Source organism: Actibacterium pelagium, from assembly GCF_002285415.1.
Taxonomy (GTDB): Bacteria; Pseudomonadota; Alphaproteobacteria; order Rhodobacterales; family Rhodobacteraceae; genus Actibacterium_B; species Actibacterium_B pelagium.
This window is the reverse complement of record NZ_NSBU01000007.1, coordinates 1,191,823-1,215,789: the sequence shown is the minus strand read 5'-3', so window position 1 is coordinate 1,215,789 and position 23,967 is coordinate 1,191,823. Positions and strand designations below refer to the sequence as shown.

The following is a 23,967-nucleotide window of genomic DNA, read 5'->3' as shown; positions in this document are numbered from 1 at the left end:
GTGTTAGGCGCGTCGAACGTTCGTGTTTCTGTCTTGATCCCGGTTTTCAATGGCGAAGCTTCGATTGTAAAAGCGCTGTCCTGTGTGACAGAGCAAAGTCTTGAAAGTCTTGAGGTGATTGTCGTCGACGACGCGTCGACAGACGGCACCTCGCATCTGGTAGAGAGAGAGGCATTAAAAGATCAACGCATCAAATTGATTAGGTTGGAAGAAAATGTTGGACCTGGTTCGGCTCGGGCCGCTGGACTTCGAGTTGCGTCGGGGAAGTGGATTTCCATTTTGGATGCGGACGACTGGATTGCTCCAACCCGGCTGGAGACTTTGGTCAACGAGGCAGAGGCTAATGGATTGGACGCGATTGCTGATAATCTGGCGCTGGTCGATCCGGGGCTGGGCACCGTTGTCGGAACGGCCTTTCCACTTGTTGCAGAAGACAAAGTAGACATAACCATCGATAGTTTTTTGCGAAACTCACTGCCCGGAGCGAAGGTCAATCTTGGCTGGATGCAACCTGTAGTCCGCAGTGAATTTCTTGCGCAACACAAAATTAGTTGGCCTAGTTTGCGACATGCTGAAGACATGGTGTTTCAAGCGCGCATGTTGATTGCGGGAGCGCGTTTCAGTTTAAAAGGCGAAGCGCTCTATCACTACACGCAACGGCGCGGAACGCGTTCTGGTAAAGCGTCAAACCTATCAAAAACCAAGCGTAGCATCAGGGATCAACAAGAGGCGGTCGCAATTATCCTTCAGGAAGTTGAAGCCTCAAAACTTTCCCGCTTTTCACAATACCGCTTGGCTAAACTGCCGCATGAAATTGAGGCGACATCTCACGCATTGAATTGTCGTGATGCCTTGCAAAGTCGTCAATTACTAGCTGCCGCAGTAGAAGCCTTTCGTGCAATTGGAAGGCCGACGGCACTATTACGCTGTCTAGCGGTCCGATACCTAGTAGGAGAGAAGCTTAGATAGACCTAAGCTGGCAAGCCAGCGAGAACTCAACAGGTAAAAAAAAAATCTTCACGCGGAAGCAGGTTCTCTTGTTCGGGTCAAAATTACTGCTAACCTTAAGAGGAGCAGAAAGCACTTAGTGGCAAAGTCATGGAACTTTATGTGTCTTCGGGAGCTTTTGGGCGTTCCGATCTTCGGGAAATGATTGCCGAAGCGGCCCGTTGGGGTGTTCGGAAGATAGAGCTGACGGCTGGTATGCGGCGCGAAAGCGATACATTGAGCCTACTGCAGCATACAACCGAAATGGAGTTCCTAATACACAACTATTTTCCAGCGCCTTCTGATCCGTTCGTTCTGAATCTCGCTTCTTCGGAAAAGGAAACGCTCGCCAGAAGTTTAGAGCATTGTAGCGACGCCATCCGTATGAGCAGCGCGCTTGGCGCTCCCTTTTTCAGTGTGCATGCCGGGTTTGCGGCTGTGGTCCAGCCAGAACACCTCGGTCGGAGCATACCAGCAGAATGTATGACCGATCGGAATGAAGCATTGTCTATCTTCGAAAGGAGCATTCGCACTTTAATCCCCATAGCTGAGTCCGAAAAGGTTCGTCTTTGCATTGAAAATAATGTTGTTTCTCCGGCTAACCTTGTTGACGGCGCAAATCCAATGCTTTTGATGGCGACTTCACAAGAACTGGTGGACTTTGTTAAAACGATAGATAGCCCTTGGGTTGGCCTGCTGACTGACGTTGCTCATGTGAAGGTGACCTGTCGTTCGCTCAATCTGGATCCGGGTCAGTTTTTAACGGATGTTTCCCCCTATACATTAATGCTGCATTTAAGCGACAATGATGGAATGATTGACTCTAATGAACCTTTTGACGAAAGCGCTTGGTTTGTATCGCAGCTTCGAAAATTCGACTGTGATTTGGCTGTGATCGAGGCCTATGGGCTTACTCCTGACGCCCTTGCAACATGTGTGTCAGCTGTCAGGCAAAGAAATGGCGAAGACTGAACTAGTTGAACAGTTGGTAATTGCGGAAAGCTCCCGCATTTCCGAAGTCCTTGAGGTGCTGAACCAGACTGGTCACAGGACGGTGCTTGTTGTGGATCATGCTGGTCGACTAAGTGGTGTGATCACCGATGGAGATCTGCGACGTGCGCTGCTTCGAGGCGCTGGGCTTTCTGATCCGGCCACTGTGGCTGCGAATAGAAATTTTGTATCTCTGCCTTCTGACAGTGATCCAGAGATTGTTCAGCAACATCTTTCCAACCGCATCATGCTTGTGCCTCTTATTGACCAAGAAGGGCGACCGGTAGATTTTGCGACTCAAAAGGCCGTTGGATTTGTCCCCGCTGCTGAACCAGTTCTGGGCCACAACGAAATCAACTATGTCCTCGATTGCGTCCAGTCAGGATGGATTTCCTCCCAGGGCAGCTATGTCAGCGCTTTTGAGAATGGATTTGCAAAGTATGTCGACTGCCCCAATGCGTTGTCCGTTTCAAATGGGACAGTCGCGTTGCAACTTGCTCTTGCGGCTTTGGGGGTCGGGCCCGGAGATGAGGTCATTGTGCCGGATCTGACTTTCGCCGCGAGTATCAATGCGGTTATCCATACGGGTGCGACTCCAGTATTGGTAGATGTTTTACAGGACGAAATGACGCTAGATGTCGCGGCTGCCGAAGAGGCAATCACCCCCGCTACACGTGCCATTATGCCCGTCCATCTTTATGGTCAGATGTGCGAAATGGGGCAGGTTACAGAACTTGCAGCGCAGCACGAACTTTACGTGATAGAGGATGCAGCTGAGGCTTTAGGTTCTCGCTGGCGAGGTCAGCACGCGGGCACGATCGGGGATGCTGGGACATTCTCTTTCTTTGGTAACAAGCTCATTACGACGGGCGAAGGTGGTATGGTTGTCTTTAAAGAACCTGAGGTTGCCGCCCGTGCCCGGATGCTGCGCGATCATGGTATGGACCCGAGCCAGCGTTACTGGCATCTGGACGTTGGCTTTAATTTTCGCATGACAAATTTGCAGGCGGCCATCGGCGTTGCCCAGTTGGAACGGATTGACGACTTGCTGTCCGCGAAACATCAATTGGCGGCCAAGTACAGTGAGCGCTTGTCGGACCTTTCCAATCAATTAATTCTGCCTGAAGCGGCCCCCGATACAGATCACAGCTTCTGGTGCTACGTCGTTCGGCTGAAAGTCCAAGATAGCGAAATCGCTTTAAAGTTAATAGAATTCATGAAGGCTCGCGATATCGATGTTCGGCCGGTATTTTTTCCTTTGCACCGGATGCCTCCTTACTCTGATGTGCGCCGTGTGGGTAGGCTAACCGGTTCCTCTGGTTCGTCAGATCTAGGCATCGTACTTCCGTCTTCGCCTAAACTGACCGATCCCCAGATTGCGCATGTCTGCGACACTCTGCGCGCGGGACTAGACGTCATTGGTGTTGAACAGCTCTTGCGGCAGAACGCGCTATGACCCGCAGGATCGCTACCATTCTTGCACGGCAGGGCAGCAAGGGATTTCCGAATAAGAACATTCAACCTTTTTTGGGTGAGCCCCTACTTTCACGAAGTGTTGCTCAAGCTCGCAGGACCGGACTATTCGATACTGTAGTTGTAAGTTCCGACAGCGAAGCCTACCTGCAAATTGCTAAGTCTGCTGGAGCGGATCAACTTGTTTTACGTCCTTCTGAAATGGCCAATGACTCAGTTACGAAACTACCAGGCATTCGGCATGCAGTAGAAACTTGCGAAGCGCGTACTAACCAGAGTTTTGACATTGTTGCTGACCTTGCTGTCACGTCACCTTTGCGTGGTGACTCTGATATCCTTGGGGCCGTCGCACAATTAGAAGGGTCTCAGGCGCCATTGATTTTGAGCGGTTTGGAGGCCGAGGACAATCCGTATTTCAACATTCTGGAGCAAACCAGTAATGGGGATTTCACGCTCTCAAAAACGGTGCCGGGGCGCGTAAGCGCAAGGCAAGCTGCGCCACAATGTATTGCCTTGAACGGCGCGGTATATGTTTGGCAACGCGTTGAGTTGGCGCGCGATGATGACACTGTTGTTCGCCCGGGGACCCAAGTTTTCTTAATGCCGAAGCAGCGGTCCATTGATATCGACAATGAGATTGATTTCCGCATTGCAGAGTTTCTTGCGAAAGAAAAGGTAGATTAATTCGGGATGTGTCCATTAGATTCTTTTTACAGAGCATAGAGTTGGAGTTCTGATTGACCATTGAACATTCCCCAAAAACTGCAATGGCTCTGATCGCTGATCCGAAGCGCTGTTTCATTATTGCTGAGATCGGAGTGAACCATAACGGCAGCATGGAGCAGGCTAAAAAGATGATTGACGCAGCTTCTGGCTCAGGCGCAGATGCTGTAAAGTTTCAGTTGTTCAGGACAGAGAAACTGGTGACGTCTAAAGCCGAGAAAGCGAATTATCAGAAAGAAACCACAGGCTACGATGACAATACCCAATGGGCGATGCTCAAATCTCTGGAGTTGACCGAGGACCAACATAAAGAACTGCAGGACTACTGTAGAAGCAAGGATATAATTTATCTGTGTACGCCTTATGACGAGGGAAGTGCGCGATTTCTCGCTGAGAACTTATCGGTGGAAGCCATCAAGGTTGCTTCAACTGATGCGACGAACATTCCCTTTCTTGAGTACCTCGCAACGCTTGGGCGACCGGTCATTCTAAGTGTCGGTATGTGCACCATGGAAGATGTCGAAACCGCGGTGGAGGCCCTAAGTCCACTCGCCCTTGCAAACAAGCTTTCGGTATTCCAATGCACCTCCGAATACCCGGCTCCGGTAGAGGAGGTAAATCTTAGGGTAATTCAGACCTTCGCCAATGCCTTTGATTGCCCAGTCGGGTTTTCTGACCATACTAAAGGGTCTGACGTGGCAGCTTGGGCGGTTGCACATGGCGCAATGCTGCTTGAAAAGCATTTTACCTTGGACAAAAAATTACCCGGTCCAGATCACAGGGCATCGATCGAACCACAAGAGTTTTCAGAGCTCGTTCGGAAGGTCCGTGCTGTAGAGCTAGCACTGGGCCGTGGGGAAAAAACCGTGACGGCCTCGGAAGGTCCAAACCGCGAGAACATGCAGAAAAGCATATATTTCGCTCAGAGTTTACAGGCGGGGCATCTGCTGAAACGCGAAGATTTGATTTGCAAAAGACCAGCGAAAGGATTGGCACCGCGCTACTTGGCGGAACTAATAGGATGCAAGCTTTCGCAAGAGGTAAAACAAGACATGCTTGTTTCTTTGAGCCATTTAACGAAGCCGGAAGAAATGGAATGACCCGTTGTGTAATACTTGGCTCCGGCGGGCATGGCCGCGCGGTAGCTGGCCTCGCTCAATTAATTCAAGGCTTGGATGTCGTAGGCGTTTTGGATGAATTTGCTGGGTCAAAAGGGGAAAAAGTTTCCGGAATCCCGGTGGTAGGTATCTATGCAGATCTTCCGATACTTCTGCGTGAAGGGATCGACAGCGTTCTAATAGCCGTAGGCAACAATACTAGGCGCGCTTCGTTGTTCCAGATGGCTCAAGACCTTGGCGCAGATCTACCCTCTTTATGTCACCCTTCGGCGGTGGTTGAGCCTTCTGCAACGATTGGCAAAGGAAGTTACATTGGGGCCATGAGCTATGTTGGCGTTGAGGCGAACGTTCGTAACGGAGTCTTGGTCAACACGCGCGTTTCAATTGACCACGAATGTCAGATTGACGACTTTGTTTCTATCGCGCCAGCTTCAACAATTGCGGGGCGGTCTCGTATTGAAGTCAACGCCTGTGTCGGGATGGGGTGCTCTATTGCAGATCGCGTAAATGTTGGTGCAAGCACGATCGTAGGAGCGGGCGCAGTTGTCTTGTCAGATATTCCGGCAAACGCCTTTGCTGTTGGAATTCCGGCCAAGGTAAAAGCAAGGGCCAAATTTGAGCCTTAATAGGCGCCTGACCGAACTTGGTTTGTGGCGCAATGAGTGGTTAAAACGAGGAAACCTTGGGGTATGAAAACTCTCCTGTCAGCACTCAGCTTGATTGATCGGCGTGAGAGGCGCCAGATTATCCCGATGTGCATTCTTGTGCTTGTTGTGGCAGCGTTTGAATTGCTGAGTGTCTTGGCGATTGTGCCCTTCCTTGGGGTTCTGGGTAACCTAAGGAATGGAGAGTTCTCTCCCTTTGTAGAGAAGGTACTTTCTTATCTGGGACTTCAAAGCCCTGAAGAAGCACTTATTACTTTTGGAGGATTTTTCGTTGCATTGTTGGTCGTCGCTGCTTTGGCCCGATCTTTTGGTGCTTACGCACTGAATAGATTTGTCCAAACTCTTTGGTGCAATCTTGCGACACGCTTATTGGAAACTTACCTCCGTCAGCCATACGCGTTTTTTCTTGACCGTAACTCAAGCGATCTTAGCAAGAGAATTCTGACCGAGTGCCAGGTTGTAATGCAAAATGTGTTTGTGCCTGCTGCGCGAATCTTGGAGTTTGGCGCCGTTTTTTTAGCAATGGTCGCCCTAATTATCGCAACAGAGCCCTTGGTCGCCGCTACAATGGCCGGCACAATTATTGTGACCTATCTTCTGCTATTTTCTTTGGTTAAGGGGTTCGTCAGGCGGATTGGCGAGTTGCGTGTCCAAGAAAGTCAGCGGACCTTCCGGGCAACCTCTGACGCATTTGGTGCGATCAAGGAAATCAAACTGCGGCGCCAAGAAAGAAACTCTTTGGACAGGTTCGCGGAACCAGCGAATGCTCTAGCGCAATACACCACGTTGTTCGTCGTCGCAGGTCGTCTACCGAAGTACGCGGTTGAACTGGTCGCAATCGGTGGCCTCATGGTTTTCGTTGTATTCACTCTGAAAAACGGAGGAGAAGGAGCAGAGGATGTCCGGACCTTACAGTTGGTAGGGCTGTACGCATTGGCGGGATACCGGATGCTCCCAGCGTTGCAGGCGATTTACGAGGCCGCAACTCAGTTGCGATTTGCAGGCCCCGCTGTTGAGGAGTTATTGGACGATCTTCAACAGCGCGACGAACTGCCGGAGGTTGCTTCGTCAGGCCGCACAATGAATCCACTGCGAGGCACGCTGATTCTGGATCAAGTCTCGTTTCAGTATCCGGGTGATACTACTCGAGGTGGGCTGCATGATATTTCTGTAAGGGTTGAACCCGGACAAAGCGTTGGGGTTGTAGGAACAACAGGGGCGGGCAAGACTACTCTGGTCGACATCATGTTGGGGCTTTTGAAGCCGACCACCGGGAAGGTTTTCATCAACGAAACCGAATTATCCGAGAATTCCGTTGAGCGCTGGCAAAGCCAAATCGCCTATGTGCCTCAGGATATCTTTCTCTTCGACACAACTGTCGCCGAGAATATTGCCATGGGGCAAGCTAGGGACGCAATCGATCTTGAAAGAGTGAAAAGTTCAGCGCGGGCAGCGCAAATCGCTGAGTTCATAGAAACTGAATTGCCGGCTGGGTACGAAACATTTGTGGGTGAGAAAGGTGCCCGACTGTCTGGTGGTCAAAGGCAGCGTATTGGTTTGGCTAGGGCGCTCTACCTACAGCCCTGCACTTTGATTTTGGACGAGGCGACAAACGCGCTTGATACGGCAACAGAAAACAAAGTTCTCGATATGATCGCTACGCTGGGAGAAGGTACAACCGTAATCCAGATTGCACACCGCCTTTCTACCATCCGTCGATGCGATCAAGTGATTGTATTAGATCAGGGCCGGCTTGTCGGCCAAGGCACCTACGACGAACTGAAGCAAACGAACGACGTTTTTCAAAACCTGTTGGCAAACAACTAGTTTAGTTGATTGAGTGGCGGCAATTTCACGATATTTGCGCCGGTTGCCGAAAGAGTATCGTAGATGGCCATCACATTTTCTCTGTGTACAGCAGAGATATCGGTTTCAGAAAACCGATAGGCGCAAACGCAAGTATGTTGAAGCATCTGTCCCAATGTAAATAGAGCAGTGGAATAAAAACCGTTGATCGATGCCACATTGATTGCTCCTGTTACCGCTGCAACCTCGATCACGGTATCAAGTGGATAAACAACAAGACCAAGACGTTTGGTAAATTGCTTTAACTTCTCCGATGAGTCATCTCGATGTGGAATATATACTGGCTCAATACCTTGGGCACGGAGGTCTGTAGTAAGACGCGCGACGGCTTTGAACTCTACATCCAGTGGGCACACTTCCGATTCCGAAAGCTTCTGGCCAACGATTATGTGTTTAACCGCAGGCTCTTTGCAGCAGCTCAGACCAGTTAGATAATCAAACCGATTTGGCAAAACGCACGGGTGTTCGAAAAACTGATGGAACCCGGTGAAGATTCCTCGGTATTGTTCCGGCTCGCCTCGATGACCCCCCAAGTACAACAAATAGAGAATTAGACGCCGAATTGGACCAAGGTCACGATCAATTTTCTCTGCTTTCCAGCCTAATTTGAAGTTTTCGCGCAGCCTTAGTATCGCGGTTCCGTCGTCCAAAAGCCAGGATTCTCGGGAGCGAAGCACGTTGACAATCAGATGCATAAAGTCCCATCGAAATTCCCCTATAAATGAAGCGGATAGTCCGTGAGATAACGCGGAACGAAGGCGCGTGATCAGCCAAAATATTCGCCATTGCCGCTGAATTGGTCCACAGTCCGCCAGATCCAAATGAAAAACCTGATCCCACGCGAAGAGCGGCACCAGTTGTTCAATTTGTCTCTCATTACGGCTTCGCTCTGATTGGCGTCGCATGATTATTAGAAATGCTTCATCCTCGGGATGTATGGCGGCTGCCGCCTCAATGGCCGAGAGAAGCTGAAATGGAGACTCGATAAGGAAGAGTCGGGATTGTCTTCGTCGGTTCTGTTGTGTTTTTTTCATTTTTCTTGCCGCGTTCCGCCAAATGGATTCAAGGTCGGACGAGCGCCGAGATTGCGATTGCCTCAATACTTTACCTTGAGCAGAATGCCCCAAAAGAGGTTTTTCGTATAGCTGGAAGTCAGCAAGTCCTTCGTTGGCATCGGTGAATTTGCCTTTCCTAGTAGGCGAAAGTTTTTGAAGTAGAGAATTCGAATTGAAGTATCGCCCAGAAATCGATGGCCTGCGGGGTGTTGCAGTTACAATCGTTGTTCTTTTTCATGCTGGTCTTGAAAGTTTTGGTGGTGGTTTTGTTGGTGTCGATGTTTTCTTTGTCATTAGCGGTTTTTTGATCGCATCAATCTTACTCGAAGATATGAAGACAAGGTCGGTCGACCTGATCGGTTTTTATGTTCGACGGATGCGACGAATTCTACCGGCACTTTTTGTAACGGTTGGTTTAACGATTCCGATGGCAGGCTTAATACTCTTGCCAGGTGACCTTCGTGGTTACGCTGAGAGTTTGATCGGTGTGGCCATTTTCTCGTCAAACTACGTGTTTGCAAACAATGCTGGTTATTTTGCTCCGGCCGCTGAACTTCAACCACTTTTGCATACTTGGAGCTTGGCGGTGGAAGTACAATTCTATCTCGCAGTCCCATTTCTTTTTATAATGACTTTGCGGATAGGGTGGGCATCGTTGCCCGCTGTTTTGTTGTGTGTATTTGCTTTTAGTTTAGCTATTTCGGAATGGGCTGTAGCAGCTAAACCAGAACACGCATTTTTCTATTTACCTTACCGTGGTTGGGAATTGCTTACCGGGTGTCTGGTGGCACTGGTTCCACGCGAATGGATTGGAAAAGTCCCTGTTTGGGTGGCAACATTATTAGCGTATTCCGGTCTGGTAGCGATCCTTTGGGCGACCTTTTCCTACGATAAAAACACTGCGTTTCCCGGATTCAATGCACTCTTGCCAACAAGCGGCGCAGTACTTGTTTTGCTTTTCAGTAGAGCAAGTTTGAAATTTTACCGCTTATTGACAAATAAGATCTTGGTCGGATTGGGGCTAATTTCCTACAGTTTGTATCTGGTCCACCAACCTCTATTTGCGTTTGCAAGCTACTTATCTGTCGAAGAGATTTCCAATTTTATAGTGATCGCCCTAATCGGGGTCTCCCTGATCCTTGCCTACTATTCATGGCGCTTCGTCGAACTGCCAGCACGTAGCAGAAAGCAAGGAAGCAAAAGCATTTGGCTGACCCGACCGTTTCTGACCAGCGTGCTGGTGTGTTTCGCTACCTTTAGCATAGGGATTTCACTTCTGGCGCAGCCTGAAGACAAGCTTCGCCCAAATCGGGGGTTTACCGCTAGTTGCTTTCATGAAGAGGACCTTAAGATTGCTTGTGGCGGGTCAGAGACTTCTGAGCAAAGCATTATTATTTTCGGTGATAGCTATGCTATGCACCTCGCTGGTATGTTTGAAGCGGTTCATCCTAATGCGTCGTTTCTGCAAATCACCAAGTCAGCATGTTCGCCTATAGCGGGATTGGCCCAAATTCGGCCCGGAACTTCGTATGATAGTGATTGGGCTGCGGATTGCATTCAGCACAACGCAGCGTCAATAGAGTTTATCTCAAAACGCCCTCCGTCGACGGTAATATTGGGAACACCTTTCACGAATACCATTGAAAACAGTCTGATTGACTTGGACGGGACGACGCTGATTGGAGACCAAGTAAATATTACTGCAAAGGGTATATCGAATACCGTAGAAAGTTTCTTGGGCGCTGGACACTCGGTGATCATTGTTGAGCCGCCCTTAAATTCCGGAGTTGACCTAGGGCGATGTGTTATGTTGTCTCAAAAGATTGGCCGATCAGAGCGATGCAATTTTTCCTACCAATCTCTTTCAGAGCGGTCACGGAATGCGCGAATGGTTACGGCAAAACTGGCAGAGCGCTACAGAATCCTCGCCTTGTCACCACTTTATTGCGACGAAGAACTCTGCGTACCTGCAAAGGAAGGTATCAGTTTGTTTCGGGATGCAGGCCATTTGTCGATTGAAGGGGCGCATTGGATCGGCTCTCGACTGACAAAGCCTCAACTTGAAGCCGTCACCAATTACCCTGCCAAGTGAAATTTAACGCTTCTAGTCGAAAATCAATCAACTATTGCCAAGCAATCCATCATAGAGACTCAAATACTTCATTGCCCCGACTTTTGGAGAAAAGCGCTGGTGAGCCTGTAACCTTGCCTCATCGCTGATCATATCCAAGCGGTGTCTATCAGCTAACAGCCATTCAATTCCCCGAGCAAAGTCCTCTACGTCAAACGGCACTGCTGCATATCCGCTAGCCTTATGCTTTACAATTTCGCCAGGGCCCGTGTCGCCAAAGACCACGGCTGGGGTTCCACATGCCATCGCCTCGGCCAAGACTTTACCGAACGCCTCTTGAACAGATGGAAATGCCAAAACATCTGCCGCAGAATAGAGCAATCTAAGTGTCTCATCTGCTTGAAGCAGGCCAAAGTTTCTGTCGGATTTAATTTCTATACGGTCGCCGATCGCTCCAAACGAGCAAGTGTAAAGCCCATGAACCGAAAGTTTTTTCTTCGCAGATTCCAACAAAGCGCTTCCTTTGTAGGCATCCGATAACGACAAAGCGCCGTGTAGTAAGATTGGTCGCTCCAAAGGCAGGCCAAGTTTTTTGCGGGCTTCTTTTTTTGGCGCTCCAAAGAAGGCACTGGTGTCAATCGAATTGTAAATCGTTCGAATGTCTTGTTCCTTTAGAACAGAGCTCTTTGCTGCGCAGGACGAAATCCAGTCGCTAATCCCGACAAATGTGGTTTGTTCCAGGTTCCAATCCATCTTGCGGCGTTGAATTTTTGTGGAAAAGTCATGACTTTTGTTACTACCGAGTTTTGGACAAGCCCCGCATAATGTTTCATACCGTCTGCACTCCATCGAGTAATGACAGCCACCTGTAAAGGGCCACATGTCGCGAAGCGTCCATACACAGGGCTTCGTAATTTTGTTGAACCCTTCGATCGACAGCATTCCGCGATTTACCCAGTGCAAGTGGACAATGTCGGCCTGCTTGTATTGTTCTGTCTTTGTCCAATCCTTCCCTACGTAGCCGGGACTGAACAGGCCACCTTCTCGATGTGGAAAGGCATATTTAGGCAAGGACTCGATTTTGGACCGGATGTGCATTTCTAGGCGCTCAATCGGTGTGGTGGAAATGCTGGAAGTCTCATCCGTGCAATTAAGATTTGGGTCAGAACACACCAGATGGCTATCGACACCCAATTCCCTTAACGAATTCGACAAGACTAGCGCTCCACGAGCCGCGCCGCCGTTCAGATTGCCCCCGACTATGTGCAACACTTTCAAGGGATCATCCATTCTTGTTTGTCACCAATTTCATCCAGCATCGAACGAGAGTAATTGTGAAGAGGCAAGTTAATTGTCAATTCTCTGTTTGGGCTGTTAATCGCTGCGAGCGATGACCGCTCTTCGAATATAGAGCCAAGGTCGCTTGCGCGACCCGCTCCCAGGAAAAATATATACGGCAGGTCTGCTGAGACTGTTCGATGAATGTATCTCGTTTTGCGGTATCCCATTCCGCGATAGCTTGGATCTTATCAGCCCAAGCTTGTTCGTCTTCACCAGGCAGCAAGAAGCCTGTCTCACCATGAATAACCGCGTCTTTCAAACCTCCGCTATCTGCAGCCAGTACGACAGCGCCAGCGGCAGACGCTTCAGGTGCAGCAAGCCCGAACCCCTCAACGTAACCCTCGTCTGCAATCAAGTTCGGCAGGATCACGCAAAGCGCATCGCGATAGGCGATCTGCAACGCCTCGAAATCAAGGGCCCCCATATGTTTTACTCGGTCGACTTCTAGGCAGGCGGCCTCTTTCTTGTCCCAAACCGTACCTGCTACGCGCAGGCTGATGTCGTGCGGAAGTTGGGGCAAAACGTATTCAATGAACCAAGAAAGTCCTTTCTGAGGTAGAATCCTACCTGCAAATAGTATGTAGCGCTTTGGGTTTGGAGGAGCGGCTTGCTCTACCGATTGGGCAGCAAGGGGTATGATACAAACCTGCTGGAACCCTAGCTGGTCTAGAGCATCCGCTGTAGCCTTGGAATTGGCGATAAAAGTAGCATCGCGCAGTAGACGCCGGCAAAAACCTAGATATTTACGGTACAGGCGGCAACGCCAGCCGTTACGCAGGGCATACCTGACGTCTGAACCATGCGCCGAAAGCACTACACGCCTTGTTTTTCCAGACCATACGGCAATTGCGCCAAGAGGCCACGAGGCCATATCCGCGATATGGGTTACGTCGGCCTTGCGACGTACCAAAGCTAAGCGGACCGCTGTTCTCAACCCGAAAAAAAATAGTTTCCCACCAGAAGGGCTCTCGCCGTTGACCTCACCGGGCAGAGCGATGATGTCCAACTCGCAATGCTTTTGCAGCTGTTCGGTCAACCGCAGACAATAAGTCTCCATACCGCCGACAGCCGGGGACCATTTGCGTGTTACAAATCGTACGAAGAGAGGTTTGGGCTGCAAGAATGCTCCGGTTTTGGTTTCGGTGTTTGGATGTATGCCTATCGCAACAGGATTTTGGTCACGCTCTCAACCCCCATTGAGACCAAATCGGCGTTGTTCCGGGCTTCGACATTCAGTCGGACAACCGGTTCGGTATTTGAGCTACGCAGGTTGAAACGCCAGTCGCCAAGGTCAAAGCCAAACCCGTCCATCCGATCGATGGCCTGGGCCTTGGGTTCAAATACAGCCAATACCCTCGCAATGGCGGCTTTGGGATTGTCCAGCTTGAAGTTGATCTCACCGGACGATGGGAAGGCCGCTTTGCGGTCGGCAACCAGCCCGGCAAGTGGGCCGTTTCGGCTGACCAGTTCAGCGATGAGAAGCCATGGGATCATTCCGCTGTCGCAATAGACAAAGTCGCGGAAATAATGGTGCGCCGACATCTCGCCGCCATAGACGGCGTTCTCGTCACGCATGGCTTGTTTGATGAAAGCGTGCCCGGTACGCGTTTGCACCGCCCGCCCGCCCGCCCGCGCCACAAGGTCTTGCGTGTTCCAGATGATCCGCGGGTCGTGGATGACCGTGGCGCCGGGGTCTTTGGCCAAAAACGCCTCGGCCAGAAGGCCAACAACATATTCGCCATCAATGAATGCACCCGTGTGATCGAAGAAGAAGCATCGATCAAAATCCCCGTCCCAGGCAACACCGAAATCCGCCCCAGAGGCACGCACGGCATCCGCCGTGGCCGGGCGGTTCTCTGGCAACAGCGGGTTCGGGATGCCTTGGGGGAAGGTGCCGTCTGGATCGTGGTACAGGCGCTCGAAACTCAAAGGAGCGCCAAGCGCGCTAAGACGGTCCGCAATGGCGTCAAAGGTTGGGCCAGCGGTGCCGTGTCCTGCGTTGACCAAGATTTTCAGTGGTTTCAGGGCAGAAAGGTCTGCAAAGCCGCAAATCGTGTCGACATAAGCTGCACGTGCTGCGATGGACGCATCGGTCAGAGATCCACGTACCTCGGCATCTGTAAACTTAGCAGCTTCGGCCAATGCTTTAACCTGTGCCAGCCCCGTCTCTGCACCCAAAGGGGCAGAGCCCCCGCCCACCATCTTCATGCCGTTGTAGTCCATCGGGTTGTGAGAGGCTGTGACACAAACTCCACCGTCAGCAGTTAGATGCGCGGTGGCGTGATACATTTCTTCGGTACCGGACAGGCCAAGGTCGAGCACATCACAACCTTGATCCCGAAGCCCGTCGGCGACACTGTTTGCCAGTGCCATGGAAGAGGCCCGCACGTCGCGCCCCAGAACCACCGTTTTGGCATTCAGTGCTTCAGCAAAGGCGCGCCCTATGCGGTAGGCGATGACTTCATCCAGATCGACCCCAAGTCGGCCCCGAATATCGTAGGCCTTGAAACAGGTGAGTTCGCTCATCCCTTGGCCCCTTGCCCCCGGGCATAAATATCCTCGTATCGGATTATGTCGTCTTCGCCCAGATAGCTGCCAGTTTGCACCTCAATTAGAGTCAGGGTCACTTTCCCGGGGTTCTCCATCCGATGGACGGCTCCCAAGGGGATATAGACAGACTGGTTCTCACTCACCAATTCGACACGCTCGTCGATCGTGACCTTGGCGGTTCCTTCGACAACAACCCAATGTTCTGCGCGGTGGTTGTGACTCTGTAGGCTCAGCGATGCCCCAGGATAGACCACGATCCGTTTAACCTGAAACCTTGGACCGATCACAAGGCTTTCGTACCAACCCCATGGGCGATAGTCGCGGGGCAGGGTGTCGGCCTGTGGAACTTTCTTGTTTTTCAGCGCGGCAACGGCGTTCTTAACGTCTTGCGCGCGGTCCTTATGGGCGACCAAAACCGCGTCAGGCATAGCCACTGCGATCAAGTCTTTGACCCCAATGCCCACCAATTGCTGCGCCTCACTTGTGGCTTGTAACAGCGTGTTTTCGCAGTCAATCGCAGTCGAGGGGCCAGCGGTAACAGTGCCTGTCTCGTCGGCCCCGGCTTCGCGCCAAACCGAGTGCCAATCGCCCAAGTCGGACCATGACCCTGCATAGGGCACGACTGTTAAGTTCGATGCGCGTTCCATCACCGCGTAGTCAATCGAGATATCTGGCAATTCCGACCAGGCTTTTGGTTCTAAGCGTGTGAAGGATAGGTCCGCTTCTGATGCCTCAAATGCCTTTCGGGTGATCTCCAGAACCTCCGGCGCGTGGGCTGCAAAAGCTTCCAAGATGGTTGTTGTCGAAAACAGGAAGATGCCTGCGTTCCACAGGTGCATTCCACCGTCCAGAAGCGCCTGAGCCTTCTCTTGATCGGGCTTTTCAACAAAGTTTTTCAGTGGTTGCGGGGCCGGGTCGAAATCGGCCGTTGGGGTAGAGAGCTCTAACCAGCCATAGCCGGTTTCTGGGCGATCTGGGCGAATGCCGAAGGTGACAAGCTGCCCACTCATGGCGGCTGGTGCTGCCGCATGAATCGCTGAATGAAACCGCGGTCCATCTGGGATCACGTGATCCGAAGGCGCGACCAACATCAGGGCGCCAGGGTTCCGTGCCTCCAGCGCAAGGGCGGCGGCGCACACAGCAGGGGCCGTGTTTTTTGGCGCGGGTTCAATCAGAATGTCTGCCAGAGGGATTTCCAGCGCCGCCAACTGCTCAATCACAATGAACCGAAAGTCTGAGGCCGTCACAACGGTTGGTGCACCGAACCCTTCGCCCGACAGGCGCAGGGCGGAGGCCTGATAAAGGCTTTCGTCGCCCGTCAATTTCGCAAACTGTTTGGGGTAGGATTTACGTGACAGAGGCCAAAGCCGGGTGCCGGACCCGCCGCAAAGAAGAACAGGGTGAATGGTATTGGTCATCGCCCCCCCTATCGGCGGAAAGTTTCAGCGTTGTCCTGAAACCATTGGTACGTTGCGGCAAGACCCTGATCCAGACCTATCTGCGCTTGCCAGCCCATTTCTGTCAGACGAGAGACATCCATTAACTTGCGCGGCGTCCCGTCGGGCTTGGTTGGGTTGGTCGTGATCCGGCCTTCGAACCCAATGATTGCCGCAATCTTCTTTGCCAGCTCTTTGATCGAGATGTCGGCACCTGCGCCTACATTAATTTGGCTGAGCATGGGCAGCGTGTTTGCCTGGTACACTTCCTTTGGCAGATCCAGCACAAACAACGAGGCTGCGGCCAAATCATCTACATGCAGGAACTCACGGCGCGGGGTTCCAGTGCCCCATATCGTCACCTCTTCATCGCCAGCCAAGACCGCCTCGTGGAAGCGGCGGATCAGGGCAGGGATCACGTGGCTATTTTCCGGGTGAAAATTGTCGCCCGGTCCATAGAGGTTGGTTGGCATCACGCAACGATAATCCACCCCATGTTGCCGGTTATAGCTTTCACACAGTTTGATTCCCGAGATCTTTGCGATGGCATATGGCTCGTTCGTCGGTTCCAGTTGGCCGGTCAGCAGCGCGTCTTCACGCACTGGTTGCTCAGCCTCACGCGGATAGATGCAGGAAGAGCCAAGTTGCAAAAGCTTTTGCACACCGGCGGCGAAGGCCTGATGGATCACATTGGCCTCAATCATTAGGTTCTCGTAAATAAAATCGGCAGGGTATGCGTTGTTGGCGTGAATGCCGCCCACCTTGGCGGCGGCGAGGATGACCACGTCGGGACGCTCAGCTTGCATGAAATCGCGTACAGCGGCTTGTTCAGTCAAGTCTAACTCTGCATGCGTCCGGGTCAAAACCTGTTCATTCATTTCTTGCAATCGGCGTAGAAGTGCGCTTCCCACCATGCCCCTATGCCCGGCTAGAAAGATCTTGCGCATAGCCTAACCCTCGGTCGACACGGGCAGTTCCAGCCCATGCTCACGTAAAAGCCGGTCACGCTGCGCGTTCCTCAGGTCCTCAGCCACCATCTCAGCGCACATGTCCTGCACAGTAATTTTAGGTTCCCAGCCCAGCTTTTGCTTGGCCTTGGAGGGATCGCCAAGCAGCGTTTCAACTTCCGCCGGGCGGAAATAGCGTGGGTCGATCCGTAGAATGGTATCGCCAACCGACAGAGCGGGGGCATTTTCGCCCTTGATTGCATCGACAATGCCAATTTCGTCAAGACCGTTACCCTCAAAGCGCAACGTCAAACCCAACTCTGCGGCGCTCCATTTTATGAATTGGCGCACGGAAAACTGCTTACCCGTCGCGATTACAAAATCCTCGGGCGCGTCTTGCTGCAACATCAACCACTGCATGCGAACATAGTCTTTAGCGTGGCCCCAATCGCGAAGAGCGTCGATATTGCCCATGTATAGGCAGGGCTCAAGACCTTGTGCGATATTGGCGAGGCCACGTGTAATTTTACGGGTCACGAAAGTTTCGCCTCGGCGAGGCGACTCGTGATTGAACAAGATGCCGTTGCAAGCAAAGATGCCATAGGCCTCGCGATAGTTCACGGCCGTCCAATAGGCGAACATCTTGGCTACAGCATAGGGGCTGCGCGGGTGGAATGGCGTGGTCTCTGTTTGAGGAGTTTCCTGCACAAGTCCATAAAGTTCCGAGGTCGAAGCTTGATAAAAGCGTGTCTTCTTCTCTAACCCTAAAAAGCGGATCGCTTCGAGTAAGCGCAAGGTGCCGAGGGCATCAACATCTGCAGTATATTCCGGGCTTTCAAAACTAACAGCCACATGGGATTGAGCCCCCAGATTATACAGTTCGTCCGGCTGAACCTCGGACAGAATGCGGGTTAGGTTAGAAGAATCCGTTAGATCGCCATAATGCAGTTTAAACCGCGCGTTATCGACATGTGGGTCTTCATAAATATGGTCGATCCGCTGCGTGTTGAACGACGAGGCGCGGCGCTTAATCCCGTGCACCTCATAACCTTTTTCAAGAAGGAACTCTGCCAGATAAGACCCGTCCTGACCCGTGATGCCTGTAATCAGAGCTTTTTTCATAGCTTATCCATTGCTGCTCTAAGAGCTTTAACTCTTCGCTTATAAGGGGTAAACCGCCGCTAGGGCCAAGCAAAAAATGGGCGGTGTTTTGAAATTGGCCTGCATGAAGTATTTATGCGCTTTTGGCATTTGAAGAGCCGCGCCAGTTCGGTGCCTCGCTTTCTACCGGTGACCTAGCAGAAGTCTGGCTACAGGGGTAGAGGCGGCGAAGAGCACAGCGGCAAGGCAGACAATCGTTGGTCCCGAAGGTGTGTCAAGCGCGAATGATGTGGAGAGCCCACCTAGAACTGCCACAGATCCAACTGCGGCAGCAATGAACGCCATCGCCTCCGGCGTTCGCGCAAAGGGGCGCGCGGCGGCGGCGGGGATCAGCAGCATCGCTCCGATCAGCAGGGCGCCAACCAGCTTGATGGCAACGGCGACGACCAAAGCCAGCGCCAGCGTCAGGATCAGTTCTTCCCGCTTTGAATTCACGCCAGAGGCGCGGGCCAACTCGGGGTTTAGCGTTGTCAGCAGAAGGGCAGACCAACGCCAGCCAAGCAGGGCCAACACCGTCAGGGCTGCGCCCCAGATGATGGCTAGGTCGGTCTTGCTGACGGCTAGAATGTCGCCAAACAGATAGGCCATTAGGTCCACCCGCACCCCGTCGATGAAGGATACGGCCACAAGGCCAAAGGCCAGTGCCGAGTGCGCCAACACACCCAAAAGCGTGTCCATCGCGTGGCCGCGGCCGTGCAACGTGTTGACGGTGACCGCCATGATCAGCGCCACCAGCATGGCGCCCGCGAAGACAGAGATCGACAGGGCCAGCGACATCGCGACCCCTAAAACGGCGGCGTGGGCCGTGGCATCGCCGAAATAGGCCATTCGGCGCCAGACCACGAAACAGCCCAAAGGCGCGGCGGCCAAGGCGATGCCAATCCCGGCCAGTGCGGCACGAACCAGAAAGTCATCCAGCATGTGCGTGGTCCTCATGGTCGTGATCGTGGTCGCAGTCACCATCGTGACTGTGCGTGTGTGTGTGACGATAAAGCGCCAGCGCGCCATCCGTGCCGCTGCCGAACAGCGCGCGATATTCTGGGGCGCTGGCGACCACCTCTGGTGCGCCCTCGCAGCAGATATGACCGTTCATGCAAATCACCCGGTCCGAGGCGCTCATGACCACATGCAGGTCGTGGCTGACCATCAGAACAGCGCATCCCAACTCGGTGCGCAGGGTTTCGATCAGACGATAGAAGGATGCAGCACCGGGTTGATCCAGCCCCTGCGTCGCCTCGTCAAGGATCAGCAGATCGGGTTTCTCCAGAATGGCGCGGGCCAGCAAGACACGCTGGAACTGTCCGCCGGACAGGGCGCTCATCGGGCGGTCGGCAAGCCCGCTGGCGCCAGTGTGGCGCAGGGCTTCTTCGACATCTGCATGGGGGAAGGATCGGGGCAGGGACATGAACCGTTTGACCGAAATCGGCAGGGTCGGGTCGATGAAAAGCTTCTGTGGAACATATCCAATCCGCAGCCCTTCCGCGTGTTCCATCTGTCCCTTGGATGGCTTCAGCGCCCCAACAATGGTGCGGATCAGCGTCGACTTACCAGAGCCATTTGGGCCGACAACGGTTACAATCTCTCCCTTGTCGATCGAAAAATTGACGCTGTGCAGGGCTGTCAGTTCACCATGTCTGACTTCGACATTCTTTAGGGAAATCAAGCTCATGCAGGGTGTTCCTGACAGTTTGCGCAAACGCCTTCGGCCTCGATCATGGCGCGGTCAACACGGAAGCCCGTCTGGCTGGCGGCTTCGCCCAAAATGGACCGGACCGAGGCCGCGGGCACCTCTGCCACGGTTTTGCATTCGGTGCAGATCATAAAGCCAGGCGTGTGATCTTCGCCCTGATGCGAGCAGGCGACATAGGCGTTCAGACGCTCGATCTTATGGGCCAGCCCGTTCGAGACCAGAAAGTCCAGCGCGCGATAAGCGACCGGCGGCTGCGAGCCCATCCCCTCGACTGCCAGAACTTCAAGGATATCATAGGCCCCCATGGCCTGATGCCGATCCAGGAGGATTTCCAGAACGCGGCGGCGGGTTGGGGTGAATTTCAGGCTGTTCGTGGCGCACAAAGCTTCCGCGTTTTGCATCGCGTCCGCGATACAATGGTGGTGATCATGCTCTTCAAAACCAATGGCGCTCATACGTCATTTACCCACTTGCAACTTGCCGGAGGCGGCGCTAAGTCCAGCGCATATGTTATAACATAACGGACTTGTCAATGCGAATTCTTTCATCCGCAATTTTCTCGCTTCTGGCCGGCACTGCAATGGCCGATGTGCCGCGCGTTGCCGTTGATGTCGCCCCGATCCATTCGCTTGTGTCCCAAGTGATGGAGGGTGTGGGCACCCCGGATCTTTTGGTCGAACCCGGTGCCTCGCCACATGGGTACGCGTTGCGCCCCTCTCAAGCACGTGCGTTGCAGCGGTCAGATATCGTTTTCTGGGCAGGGGACGATCTGACCCCGTGGTTGCACGATGTGATCGAAGGCATTGCGCCGAAAGCAAAGGCGTTGGCGCTGATGGAAGAACCACCGACCCTATTGCTGCCAACGCGTGACGTCGCGGTGTTTGTACATGGTCACGATGAAGATGGTCACGATGACCATGATGAAGGCGGCCACGATGACCATGATGAAGGCGGCCACGATGACCATGATGAAGATGATCATGAAGGCCACGAAAAGGACGAGCACGCGGAAGACACTCACGACGACCACGGTGATGGTGCGCAGGACGCCCATGTCTGGCTGGACCCGGTGAATGGTAAGCTTTGGCTGCAGGCAATCGCTGGTCACCTGGCCGAGGCCGACCCCGAAAACGCCGTCACCTATCAGGCGAACGCAACCCGCGCGATCGAGTCTTTGGACGAGCAGATCAAAGCGATCAACGCCAAGCTGGCCCCGCATCGGGAAAAAACCTTTATCGTGTTTCACGATGCCTATCAGTATTTCGAGGCGCGTTTTGGCCTGACAGCCAGCGGCGCCATCCGACTAAGCGATGCAACCGCGCCAAGTGCGGCCCGTCTGGCCGAGCTGCGCGACGAGTTGAAGGAAAAGGGTGTCGTCTGCGCATTCTCAGAGCCGCAATTCGACGATGGTCTGATCAAAGCCGTTGCGGGTGATCAGGTGAAGCTGGGTGTTTTGGATCCGATGGGTGCGAAATTCGACTTGGGTTCGCAGCATTACAGCCAGTTGATGGACGATCTTGCGACCTCCATTGCGGATTGCCTGCGCTGAGCGTCAGAACCACTGGCCGGGCTCGATCAGGCCAAGCTCTAGCAATTGTTGCGAGTGCCAATCAAAAGGAACCGACTTCCGCCAGCGGAAGTCGGTAATCTCTTCTCGGGACCCAGGGTTCGATTTCAGCGCTTTGGCGGCCCGGAAAGAACAGACCGCCGCTGTCAGGTTATGATGCCATTCACAGGAATAGGTGTTGTACTCTTCATCCGTGAAGGTGTGGTCGGTTAGAAGCTCCAGACCCGCCTTGGCTTTGAACAGTGAAATCCGGTCAATCCGACGACGCGTCCAAGGGACGTGCTCTTCGAACCGCCAGCGCAGCCCGCCGAAAAAGTCCATCTGCCTGTCTTTGTGCGCATAGCCGTTCACGGGGTCCTCGCGGCGAAGAGCGTAATATCCAGAGCTGTCTAGCAGGGCCTGTTCCCGCGATACCGCGTTAGGAAACTGGTCCAGATCGCCCGCATAGAGGTCGATGACATAGGTCAGCATCGCGTCGCGGCGTTCTTCGGTGTGGAAGGTCAGCAACTCGCCCACCTTACGGGTCTCACAATACGGGAAATACAGGTATTCGGCGTTATAGCAGTAGAACATCCACCGCCCCGGGGCCGCGTCGATCACGCGGTTCACGGCCTCGGTCACGCGGGCCCTGCGAGGGGCTTCGAAGTCTACTGTTTCAACCTGATCTTTCAGGTCCTCGGGCACTAGGTCGGGCTCTTCGGTGAATAAAGCCACCGTCGCAAACCCCAGCTTCAGGTGATGGCGCAACGTGCTTTCGACCTCGACCCCGTCTTCGTCGAAGATCAGGGCTAGTGGCCCCTTGGCCCACAGGGCAGGGCTTTTCAGAAATGCAGTCAGGGATCGGTGCAGCATCGGCTCATGTGATCGTTACGCGTATTGGGGCGCAACCTCTGGCAATTCGGGCGTGAATGCAAGCGTTGCGGGACGCGCGCGGATCGTATAAAGCCTGCGCTTCGAACGCGCGAGGATGACCCCCAATGTCCGATCCCAAGAAACTGTTTATCAAAACCTACGGCTGTCAGATGAATGTCTATGACAGCGAACGCATGGCCGAAGCCCTTGGTGGCAAGGGCTATGTCGAGACGCAGTCCCCCGAGGACGCGGACATGATCCTGCTGAACACCTGCCACATCCGGGAAAAAGCGGCCGAGAAGGTCTATTCCGAACTGGGCCGCTTCAAAGGGCTGAAGGCCGAAAACCCAGATCTGAAAATCGGTGTCGCGGGCTGTGTGGCCCAAGCCGAAGGCGAAGAAATCATGCGCCGCCAGCCGATGGTTGATCTGGTCGTGGGCCCGCAAAGCTATCACCGCCTGCCAGAGATGGAGGCGAAGACGCGTGAAGGCGAGAAGGCGCTCGACACTGACTTCCCCGAGGAAGACAAATTCGAGAAGCTGAAATCGCGCCCCAAAGCGAAACGCGGCCCGACCGCCTTCCTGACCGTCCAAGAAGGCTGTGACAAGTTCTGCGCCTTCTGCGTGGTGCCCTATACCCGCGGGGCCGAGGTATCGCGCCCTGTTGACCGCGTCCTGACAGAAGCCCGCGATCTGGTCGAACGCGGCGTGCGCGAGATCACCTTGCTGGGCCAGAACGTCAACGCGTACCACGGGGCAGGCAAGGGCGGTGACTGGTCGCTTGCCAAACTGATCTGGGCGCTGAACGACATCGACGGGCTGGAACGCATCCGCTTCACCACCAGCCACCCCAACGATATGGACGATGACCTTATCGCTGCCCACGGTGAATGCAGTAAGCTGATGCCCTACCTGCACCTGCCGGTCCAATCCGGCAGCGACCGCATCCTGAAACGCATGAACCGCAGTCACACCGCCGAAAGCTATCTGCGCGTGATCGAACGCATTCGCGAAGCGCGCCCCGATATCCTGATTTCGGGCGACTTCATCGTGGGCTTCCCCGAAGAGACGGAACAAGACTTCCAAGACACGCTGTCGCTGGTCGAACAAGTCCGCTATGGCCAGTGCTATTCGTTCAAATACTCGACCCGCCCGGGCACCCCGGCGGCCGAACGCCCCCAAGTCGATGCGGCCGAGGCCGATGACCGCCTGCAGCGTCTGCAAGCCCTGCTGAACAAACAGCAGAAGGAAATTCAGCAGTCGATGGTGGGCAAAGAGGTTGGCGTCTTGTTCGAGAAGAAGGGCAAACTGCCCGGCCAGCTTGTCGGCAAATCTGACCACCTGCACGCGGTTTATGCCGAAGCCCCCGAACATCTGATCGGAGAGGTTGCCAAGGTCCGCATCGTCGAAAGCGCGACGCATTCCTTGGGCGGGGTGCTACTCTAAGTAGATGTAACGTTCAGCCCGGTCGCAAGC

At 53.3% G+C, this 23,967-nt stretch carries 21 protein-coding genes; 10 read left to right on the top strand and 11 right to left on the bottom strand.

Annotated elements, in window-relative coordinates; all coding sequences use genetic code 11:
• From CLM58_RS14920 to CLM58_RS14890, 7 genes are all read left to right on the top strand, one after another.
• Positions 1-969: a glycosyltransferase family 2 protein gene (locus CLM58_RS14920; protein ID WP_158221925.1), complete on the top strand. Its 969-nt coding sequence runs from the start codon at positions 1-3 to the stop codon at positions 967-969.
• Positions 970-1,098: 129 nt separating this feature from the next.
• Positions 1,099-1,959 carry a sugar phosphate isomerase/epimerase family protein gene (locus CLM58_RS14915; RefSeq protein WP_095596666.1) on the top strand — a complete coding sequence of 287 codons (861 nt, stop codon included), beginning with the start codon at positions 1,099-1,101 and terminating at the stop codon, positions 1,957-1,959.
• Positions 1,946-3,433, top strand: a complete 1,488-nt coding sequence (locus CLM58_RS14910; RefSeq protein WP_158221924.1) for an aminotransferase class I/II-fold pyridoxal phosphate-dependent enzyme — start codon at positions 1,946-1,948, stop codon at positions 3,431-3,433. The genes CLM58_RS14915 and CLM58_RS14910 overlap by 14 nt, the downstream gene beginning before the upstream one ends.
• Complete coding sequence (locus CLM58_RS14905) at positions 3,430-4,134, top strand: acylneuraminate cytidylyltransferase family protein (RefSeq protein WP_095596664.1); 705 nt, start codon at positions 3,430-3,432, stop codon at positions 4,132-4,134. The genes CLM58_RS14910 and CLM58_RS14905 overlap by 4 nt, the downstream gene beginning before the upstream one ends.
• 53 nt (positions 4,135-4,187) lie before the next feature.
• A complete protein-coding gene (gene neuB / locus CLM58_RS14900; RefSeq protein WP_198950968.1) occupies positions 4,188-5,273 on the top strand; it encodes an N-acetylneuraminate synthase in 1,086 nt (361 codons plus the stop codon).
• Positions 5,270-5,917 carry an acetyltransferase gene (locus CLM58_RS14895; protein WP_158221923.1) on the top strand — a complete coding sequence of 216 codons (648 nt, stop codon included), beginning with the start codon at positions 5,270-5,272 and terminating at the stop codon, positions 5,915-5,917. The genes neuB and CLM58_RS14895 overlap by 4 nt, the downstream gene beginning before the upstream one ends.
• Before the next feature lie 63 nt (positions 5,918-5,980).
• Positions 5,981-7,783, top strand: a complete 1,803-nt coding sequence (locus CLM58_RS14890) for an ABC transporter ATP-binding protein (RefSeq protein ID WP_095596661.1) — start codon at positions 5,981-5,983, stop codon at positions 7,781-7,783.
• Here the strand turns inward: CLM58_RS14890 and CLM58_RS14885 are convergent.
• Positions 7,780-8,856: a polysialyltransferase family glycosyltransferase gene (locus CLM58_RS14885; protein WP_095596660.1), complete on the bottom strand. Its 1,077-nt coding sequence runs from the start codon at positions 8,854-8,856 to the stop codon at positions 7,780-7,782. The genes CLM58_RS14890 and CLM58_RS14885 overlap by 4 nt on opposite strands.
• Before the next feature lie 193 nt (positions 8,857-9,049).
• Here CLM58_RS14885 and CLM58_RS14880 point away from each other — a divergent pair, with 193 nt between their 5' ends.
• The gene (locus tag CLM58_RS14880; RefSeq protein ID WP_095596659.1) at positions 9,050-10,969 is read left to right on the top strand and encodes an acyltransferase family protein; all 1,920 of its coding nucleotides are present in this window, start codon (positions 9,050-9,052) and stop codon (positions 10,967-10,969) included.
• A 27-nt stretch (positions 10,970-10,996) separates the two neighbouring features.
• Here the strand turns inward: CLM58_RS14880 and CLM58_RS14875 are convergent, their stop codons facing one another.
• The 9 genes from CLM58_RS14875 to CLM58_RS14835 form a co-directional block, all read right to left on the bottom strand.
• A complete protein-coding gene (locus CLM58_RS14875) occupies positions 10,997-12,238 on the bottom strand; it encodes a glycosyltransferase (protein WP_095596658.1) in 1,242 nt (413 codons plus the stop codon).
• A gap of 64 nt (positions 12,239-12,302) precedes the next feature.
• Positions 12,303-13,346: a glycosyltransferase family 4 protein gene (locus CLM58_RS14870; RefSeq protein WP_095596657.1), complete on the bottom strand. Its 1,044-nt coding sequence runs from the start codon at positions 13,344-13,346 to the stop codon at positions 12,303-12,305.
• Positions 13,347-13,447: 101 nt separating this feature from the next.
• Complete coding sequence (locus CLM58_RS14865) at positions 13,448-14,815, bottom strand: phosphohexomutase domain-containing protein (protein ID WP_095596656.1); 1,368 nt, start codon at positions 14,813-14,815, stop codon at positions 13,448-13,450.
• Entirely contained in the window at positions 14,812-16,257 is a 1,446-nt protein-coding gene (locus CLM58_RS14860; RefSeq protein ID WP_095596655.1) for a mannose-1-phosphate guanylyltransferase/mannose-6-phosphate isomerase, read from the bottom strand. Before CLM58_RS14860 ends, CLM58_RS14865 begins: the two co-directional genes overlap by 4 nt.
• An 8-nt stretch (positions 16,258-16,265) precedes the next feature.
• Positions 16,266-17,222, bottom strand: a complete 957-nt coding sequence (fcl, locus tag CLM58_RS14855; protein ID WP_095596654.1) for a GDP-L-fucose synthase — start codon at positions 17,220-17,222, stop codon at positions 16,266-16,268.
• Between the two features lie 3 nt (positions 17,223-17,225).
• Positions 17,226-18,344 (bottom strand): GDP-mannose 4,6-dehydratase, encoded by a 1,119-nt coding sequence (gene gmd, locus CLM58_RS14850; protein WP_095596653.1) that lies wholly within the window; start codon positions 18,342-18,344, stop codon positions 17,226-17,228.
• A gap of 162 nt (positions 18,345-18,506) precedes the next feature.
• Positions 18,507-19,304, bottom strand: a complete 798-nt coding sequence (locus CLM58_RS14845) for a metal ABC transporter permease (protein ID WP_095596652.1) — start codon at positions 19,302-19,304, stop codon at positions 18,507-18,509.
• Positions 19,294-20,052: an ATP-binding cassette domain-containing protein gene (locus CLM58_RS14840; protein ID WP_095596651.1), complete on the bottom strand. Its 759-nt coding sequence runs from the start codon at positions 20,050-20,052 to the stop codon at positions 19,294-19,296. The genes CLM58_RS14845 and CLM58_RS14840 overlap by 11 nt, the downstream gene beginning before the upstream one ends.
• Positions 20,049-20,528, bottom strand: coding sequence for a Fur family transcriptional regulator (locus CLM58_RS14835; RefSeq protein ID WP_095596650.1), 480 nt, complete (start codon positions 20,526-20,528; stop codon positions 20,049-20,051). The genes CLM58_RS14840 and CLM58_RS14835 overlap by 4 nt, the downstream gene beginning before the upstream one ends.
• A 77-nt stretch (positions 20,529-20,605) precedes the next feature.
• On the opposite strand from CLM58_RS14835, the gene CLM58_RS14830 reads away from it, so the two are divergent.
• On the top strand, positions 20,606-21,622 hold the full coding sequence (locus CLM58_RS14830) for a zinc ABC transporter substrate-binding protein (protein WP_229666086.1): 1,017 nt from the start codon (positions 20,606-20,608) through the stop codon (positions 21,620-21,622).
• A 3-nt stretch (positions 21,623-21,625) separates the two neighbouring features.
• On the opposite strand, the gene CLM58_RS14825 is transcribed toward CLM58_RS14830, so the two are convergent.
• Positions 21,626-22,492 carry a glycosyltransferase family protein gene (locus CLM58_RS14825; RefSeq protein ID WP_095596649.1) on the bottom strand — a complete coding sequence of 289 codons (867 nt, stop codon included), beginning with the start codon at positions 22,490-22,492 and terminating at the stop codon, positions 21,626-21,628.
• Positions 22,493-22,617: 125 nt separating this feature from the next.
• Here CLM58_RS14825 and miaB point away from each other — a divergent pair, with 125 nt between their 5' ends.
• Complete coding sequence (gene miaB / locus CLM58_RS14820) at positions 22,618-23,937, top strand: tRNA (N6-isopentenyl adenosine(37)-C2)-methylthiotransferase MiaB (RefSeq protein WP_095596648.1); 1,320 nt, start codon at positions 22,618-22,620, stop codon at positions 23,935-23,937.
• Positions 23,938-23,967: the final 30 nt, after the last annotated feature.